Source organism: Caldimonas sp. (assembly GCF_046289365.1).
In the GTDB taxonomy this organism is placed as follows: Bacteria; Pseudomonadota; Gammaproteobacteria; order Burkholderiales; family Burkholderiaceae_C; genus Caldimonas.
In genome coordinates this window covers 1-5816 of sequence record NZ_JBKBVU010000196.1, presented here as the reverse complement: position 1 = coordinate 5816, position 5816 = coordinate 1, and the positions used below count along the sequence as shown (strand labels likewise).

Below are 5816 nucleotides of genomic sequence, written 5' to 3'. Positions count from 1 at the left end.
GGCCGGCGCGGCAATGCCGCGGCCCGGCCCCCGGCGGCCGACCTGGACGCCCCCGCCCAGGCCCGCCTGCGGGCCCTCAAGGCCTGGCGCGCCGAGGTCGCGCGCGAGCACAACCTGCCCGCCTACATCGTCTTCAACGACGCCACCCTGGTGCAGATGGCGCGCGAGTGCCCTGCGAGCCTCGAGGCCCTGGCCGGCATCAGCGGTGTGGGCGCCAAGAAGCTGGAGGCCTACGGGCGTGAACTGCTGCGTGTTCTCGACAGCGTTTGACCCCTGCGTGCACGGCCGCAGGGTTGTTGCGATGCCGCAAGCCCTTGATGGCGGGGCGGTTTTCGGTGCTCTCTTGTTGTAACAAGACGCAACATTCGCCGTGGACGTCATGCGCTCTTGTCACACTTCGCGGTGGTGTCCTGCCGGCCTGTGCTGGCGGAGCTGCCGACCATTTGATGAATCAGGAGAAAACGACCATGCAAGAGACACCGACCTCGCTGCCGCGCCGCCATCTGCTGGTGGGCAGCGCCAGTGCGCTGGCCGGCGTGGGCTTGGCCACCTGGACCCGCGGGGCCGTGGCGCAGGCCGCCGCACCCAAGCCGCTGCCGGCCTATGTGAGCTGGAAGGACGCATCGGCCCTCATCGTGCACAGCAGCAGCACGCTGGAGACCAAGCGCAGTGCCTTCGGCACGAGCGTCATCACGCCCAGTGAGCAGCTCTTCATCCGCAACAACCTGCCGGCGCCGGACCCCTCCATCCTGGACAACCGCGATGCCTGGACGGTTTCCTTCCAGGGCGTGAAGTCCCCGCGCGACCTCACCCTGGCCGAGTTGAAGACGCTGGGCATCGAGACCGTGGCGATGGTGCTGCAGTGCTCGGGCAACGGCCGCGGCTTCTTCCCGCACAAGCCCAGCGGGACGCCGTGGACGGTGGGCGCGGCCGGCTGCGTGGTCTGGAGCGGCGTGCCGCTGAAGAACGTGGTGCAGGCCCTGGGCGGTCTGGTCGACGGAGCCCGCTACATCACCGGCACCGGCGGCGAGAAGATCCCCGAGGGCGTGGACCCGAACTCGGTGAAGGTCGAGCGCTCGGTGCCGATTGCCGCGCTCGAAGACGCGCTGCTGGCCTGGGAGCTCAACGGCGCGCCGATCTCGCTGGCCCATGGCGGCCCGCTGCGCCTGATCGTGCCGGGCTACACCGGCGTGAACAACATCAAGTACGTGAAGAACGTGGCCTTCACGCCGCGCGAGACCACCGCGGGCATCATGGCCAACCGCTATCGCGTCAGCCCCGTGGGCGCCAAGGGCGGCCCCGAGCACGAGTCGGTGCTGGGCATGAACGTCAAGTCCTGGATCAACGGCCCGCTGTCCGAGCACGGCCCGGTCAAGGCCGGCCGGGTGCAGATCCACGGCGTGGCCTTTGGCGGCATCGAGGCGCTCAAGGGGGTCGAAGTATCGATCGACGGCGGCAAGACCTGGCAGGCCGCGCGCCTGGTGGGCCCCGACCTGGGCAAGTACGCCTGGCGCCAGTTCGTGTTCTCGGCCGACCTCAAGCCCGGCACCTACACCCTGGCCAGCCGCGCCACCGATGTCAAGGGCAATGTGCAGCCCGAGCAGCGCATGGAGAACCAGGACGGCTACAACAACAACAGCTGGGCCGACCACGCGGTGAAGCTCACCGTGGCCTGAGACTGCGGCGGGGCCATGGGCCCCGCCCTGCAGGCCCTCGCACGCTGCTTGCGGGCGGCCTTTGCCTCTATCTTGCTGCGTCTTTTGCCTCGATGTCCCGACCATCCTTTCCGACGATCCTTTGCCTGCGCGCCGCGATCGCGGCAGCCGTGGTCGGCCTGGCCTTGGGCGCCCAGGCCAGCGAAGCCGACAAGCTGGCGCTGGGCAAGCAACTGTTCCTTCAGGGGGCCACGCCGGCCTGCGCCGTTTGCCATGCCCTGGCCGATGCCGGCGCGCGAGGGGCCGTGGGCCCCTCGCTCGACGAACTGCGCCCGGACGCCGAGCGCGTGGCCAAGGCGGTGCGCAACGGCTTCGGCATCATGCCGGCCTACGAGCAGACCCTCAGCGCTGCCCAGATCGAGGCGCTGGCGCTGTACGTGGCGCACGCCACCGGCGCGAAGCGCTGAGCCGCGGTCTCAGCGCAACACCAAAACCGGCACTTCGCTGACGCGCAGCAGCGTCGAGGTGGTGCTCCCCAGTAACAGCCTTCGCAGCCAGGAGTGGCCGAAGGCCCCCATCACCAGCAAAGCGGGCTTGTGCGCCTTCACCAAGGCGGGCAGCACGGCCTCGGCCGGCCCGCGGGCCCATTCACTCTCGGCCCTCACACCCTCGCTGGCGAGCGTGCGGCAGGCCTCGTCGAGCTGTCGGCGGGCCGCAGGCGTGTCCTCGCCCGCGCGAACCACCAGCACCGGCAGCCCCTGCAGCAAGGGATGGCGGGCGATGCGACTCAGGCTGCGCCGCGAGGCGGCGCCGCCATCGAAAGCCAGCACCACACGGGAAGGCGCCTCGAAATGCTCGGTGGTGGCCACCAGCACCGGGGCGGCGACGCCACGGATCACACGCTCCACATGATGTTCCCGGTGGACCCGGCCGCCAGGCGCGGCGTGGTGGTGCTCGCCCAGCACGAACAGACCGGCGTCGCCCTGCATCTCGATCACCGTCTCGACGAAATCCCCGTGCCGCAGCCGGCCATCATGGTGCAACACCCCGGCGGCCTCGGCGCGCGCCCGGGCAGCGGCCACCAGGGCGCGCCCGGCTTCCCGGGCTTGTCGCCCGCGTCGGGCGTCATGCTCGCTCAGGTCATGCAGCAAGGTCTCCTGCGCCCCCAGGCCGATGGCGCCGCTGTAGTCCTTGACCTCGGCCACGGCATCAGGGCGCTCGATGACGTGCAGGAACTCGAGCTGACCCTGCAGCCGCTGGGCGGACCAGATGCCCCAATCGATCACGGCATCCGAGTTGGAACGACCGTCGATGCATGCGTATACCTTGTCCATGGGGCGCTCCTTCTCAGTGCATCAGTTGTTCGACGGCGCCAGGCTTGTCGTGCACGGCGAAGCGGTCCACCAGCGTGGCGCTGGCTTCGTTCAAGCCGCGCACCTCGACCTCGGTGCCTTCGCGCTTGAACTTCAGCACCACTTTGTCGAGCGCACTCACCGCGGTGATGTCCCAGAAGTGGGCGCGGCTCACGTCGATGCAGACCTTGTCGATCACCTCCTTGAAGTCGAAGGCGCCGGTGAAGGTTTCGGACGAGGCAAAGAAGACCTGGCCCACCACGGTGTAGGTGCGCACACGGCCGTCGGCGCTGCTGCTGCGGTCGATGCGCAGCACACGCCCCACCTTGTGGGCGAAGAAGATCCCCGACAGCAGCACGCCCACGAACACGCCCTGGGCCAGGTCGTGCGTGGCCACGGTGACGACCACGGTGGTCACCATCACGATCGACGAGCTTGGCGGGTGCTCGCGCAGCTTGCGGATGGAGTCCCAGTTGAAGGTGCCGATCGACACCATGATCATCACGGCCACCAGGGCGGCCATGGGAATCTGGCTCACCCAGGGGCCCAGGAAGACCACCATCAGCAGCAGGAACACGCCGGCCGAGAAGGTGGACAGTCGCCCGCGCCCGCCCGACTTCACGTTGATGACCGACTGGCCGATCATCGCGCAGCCGGCCATGCCGCCAATGAAGCCGGTGACCATGTTGGCCACGCCCTGGCCCACGCACTCGCGGTTCTTGTCGCTGGCGGTGTCGGTGAGTTCATCGACGATGGAGGCCGTCATCATCGATTCCAGCAGGCCTACCACGGCCAGCGTGGCCGAATAGGGCAGGATGATCTGGAGGGTTTCCAGGTTCAGCGGCACGTCGGGCCACAGGAAGACGGGCAGGCTGTCGGGCAGCTCGCCCATGTCGCCGACGGTGCGGATGTCCAGGTCGAGCACCATCGCCACAGCGGTGAGCACGATGATGGTCACCAGAGGGGACGGGACGGCTTTGCTGAGGTAGGGGAAGCCGTAGATGATGGCCAGGCCGGCGGCCGTCATCGCATACACCACCCAGCTCACGTCGGTGAGTTCGGGCAGCTGGGCCAGGAAGATCAGGATGGCCAGGGCGTTGACGAAGCCGGTGATCACCGAGCGCGAGACAAAACGCATCAGCGAGCCCAGGCGCAGCCAGCCGGCGAGCACCTGCAGCACGCCGGTGAGCACGGTGGCGGCCAGCAGGTACTGCAGGCCATGCTCCTTGACGAGCGTGACCATCACCAGCGCCATGGCCCCGGTGGCCGCCGAGATCATGCCCGGGCGCCCGCCGGTGAAGGCGATGATCACCGCAATGCTGAACGAGGCGTAGAGCCCGACCTTGGGGTCGACCCCGGCAATGATGGAAAAGGCGATGGCCTCTGGAATGAGCGCCAGGGCCACGACGAGGCCGGCGAGCAGGTCGCCGCGGATGTTGGAGAACCACTCTCGGCGCGTGAAAACCGTGGACATGAAAAGACAGACGAGGCCCGCCGGCGCACCGGGAGCGCAAGAAAATCAGGGAATCGAAAGGGGGGAAGGCGGCGAACAGAGCATCGCCGCCCCGACAGCAAACGTACCAACCGGGCGGCCGAGTGACGTCAGGGCGGGGCGACCGCTCGGAAGAAGCCGCGCGCCAGACCCCAGCCGGGGTAGCAAGCCGGCACCGTGCCGTGGGAGAAGCGGCCTGTTTGTTGCATCGCAACATTGTAAGGCCTTTGTTTCCCGGGTGCGCGACACAGGACTTTGGTCTACCTTGGGGGCCTGTTCACCCGAAAGGAGACCTCGCATGAAGCGCAGCGCATCGGCCGCCTGGAGCGGCGGCCTCAAGGACGGCCAGGGCCGTCTGTCCGTGGGCAGCGGCCTGTTCACCGAGGCCCCTTATGGCTTTGGCACCCGCTTCGAGAACGGTCCGGGCACCAACCCCGAGGAGCTGATCGCTGCTGCCCATGCGGGCTGCTTCTCGATGGCCCTGTCGGCCCAGCTCGGCGCGGTGGGTCTGACGGCGCGCAGCATCCGCACCACCGCCACAGTGTCGCTGGAGAAGGTGGGCGAAGGCTTTGCCATCACCGCGGTGCATCTGGACCTGGTGGCCGAGATCCCCGGGGCCGACCGCGCCGCCTTCGAAGCGGCCGCCCAGCGCGCCAAGGAGGGTTGCCCCGTGTCCAAGGTGCTCAACGCCACGATCACGCTGGACGCGCGGTTGCAAGCCTGATTCGCCGCCCGCCCCAGACCCCTTACCATCGCCGACAGTGATTCCGGCAGGAGCGGGCGATGAAGTGGGCGGTGATGGGCGCGGGCGCGGTGGGCGGCTACTACGGCGGCATGCTGGCGCGTGCCGGCCACCAGGTGGTGTTGGTCGGACGGCCAGCGCATGTGCAGGCCATGCGCGCCCGCGGGCTGCGGCTGCAGACGGCGGCCTTTGACGAACAGGTGGCCGTGCAGGCCCACACCGAACCGGCGGCGGTGGCCGGCGCCGACGTGGTGCTGTGCTGCGTGAAGTCTGCCGACACCGAAGCCGCCGCGCGGGCGATGCGGCCGCATCTGCGTGCCGATGCCTTGGTGCTGAGCCTGCAGAACGGCGTGGACAACGCCGAGCGGCTGCGGGCCGTGCTGACGCAGGAGGTGCTGCCGGCGGTGGTGTATGTCGCCACCGAGATGGCTGGCCCCGGCCATGTGCGCCACCATGGCCGCGGCGAGCTGGTGATCGGCCCCTCGCCGCGCAGCGCCGGCCTGGTCGAGGCCTTCGGTGCGGCCGGCGTGCCGGTGCAGGTGTCCGACAACGTGGCCGGGGCTTTGTGGGCCAAG

7 protein-coding genes are annotated in these 5816 nt (G+C 69.0%); 5 read left to right on the top strand and 2 right to left on the bottom strand.

Features of this window, described 5'->3' with window-relative positions; translation table 11 throughout:
• From ACK42S_RS15035 to ACK42S_RS15025, 3 genes are all read left to right on the top strand, one after another.
• Positions 1-270: HRDC domain-containing protein (locus ACK42S_RS15035; RefSeq protein WP_409709277.1), on the top strand; the 270-nt coding region annotated here is incomplete at its 5' end.
• A gap of 197 nt (positions 271-467) precedes the next feature.
• Positions 468-1676: a sulfite oxidase gene (locus ACK42S_RS15030; protein WP_409709275.1), complete on the top strand. Its 1209-nt coding sequence runs from the start codon at positions 468-470 to the stop codon at positions 1674-1676.
• 92 nt (positions 1677-1768) lie between these two features.
• Complete coding sequence (locus ACK42S_RS15025) at positions 1769-2122, top strand: c-type cytochrome (protein ID WP_409709272.1); 354 nt, start codon at positions 1769-1771, stop codon at positions 2120-2122.
• A 9-nt stretch (positions 2123-2131) separates the two neighbouring features.
• Here ACK42S_RS15025 and ACK42S_RS15020 read toward each other — a convergent pair whose 3' ends face one another.
• Together ACK42S_RS15020 and ACK42S_RS15015 are read right to left on the bottom strand one after the other, a co-directional pair.
• Positions 2132-2989 carry a universal stress protein gene (locus ACK42S_RS15020; RefSeq protein WP_409709269.1) on the bottom strand — a complete coding sequence of 286 codons (858 nt, stop codon included), beginning with the start codon at positions 2987-2989 and terminating at the stop codon, positions 2132-2134.
• A 13-nt stretch (positions 2990-3002) separates the two neighbouring features.
• A complete protein-coding gene (locus ACK42S_RS15015) occupies positions 3003-4481 on the bottom strand; it encodes a SulP family inorganic anion transporter (protein WP_409709266.1) in 1479 nt (492 codons plus the stop codon).
• A gap of 316 nt (positions 4482-4797) precedes the next feature.
• Here ACK42S_RS15015 and ACK42S_RS15010 point away from each other — a divergent pair, with 316 nt between their 5' ends.
• Both ACK42S_RS15010 and ACK42S_RS15005 read left to right on the top strand, forming a co-directional pair.
• Positions 4798-5223 (top strand): OsmC family protein, encoded by a 426-nt coding sequence (locus ACK42S_RS15010; protein ID WP_409709263.1) that lies wholly within the window; start codon positions 4798-4800, stop codon positions 5221-5223.
• Positions 5224-5282: 59 nt separating this feature from the next.
• Positions 5283-5816, top strand: a 534-nt coding sequence (locus ACK42S_RS15005) for a ketopantoate reductase family protein (RefSeq protein WP_409709260.1), incomplete at its 3' end; no start/stop codon positions are given.

What these genes read in the sequence shown, in the direction of transcription:
- ACK42S_RS15030 (WP_409709275.1), top strand. Translation starts at nt 468, where the DNA reads ATGCAAGAGACACCGACCTCGCTGCCGCGCCGCCATCTGCTGGTGGGC.
- ACK42S_RS15025 (WP_409709272.1), top strand. Translation starts at nt 1,769, where the DNA reads ATGTCCCGACCATCCTTTCCGACGATCCTTTGCCTGCGCGCCGCGATC.
- ACK42S_RS15020 (WP_409709269.1), bottom strand. Translation starts at nt 2,989, where the DNA reads ATGGACAAGGTATACGCATGCATCGACGGTCGTTCCAACTCGGATGCC.
- ACK42S_RS15015 (WP_409709266.1), bottom strand. Translation starts at nt 4,481, where the DNA reads ATGTCCACGGTTTTCACGCGCCGAGAGTGGTTCTCCAACATCCGCGGC.
- ACK42S_RS15010 (WP_409709263.1), top strand. Translation starts at nt 4,798, where the DNA reads ATGAAGCGCAGCGCATCGGCCGCCTGGAGCGGCGGCCTCAAGGACGGC.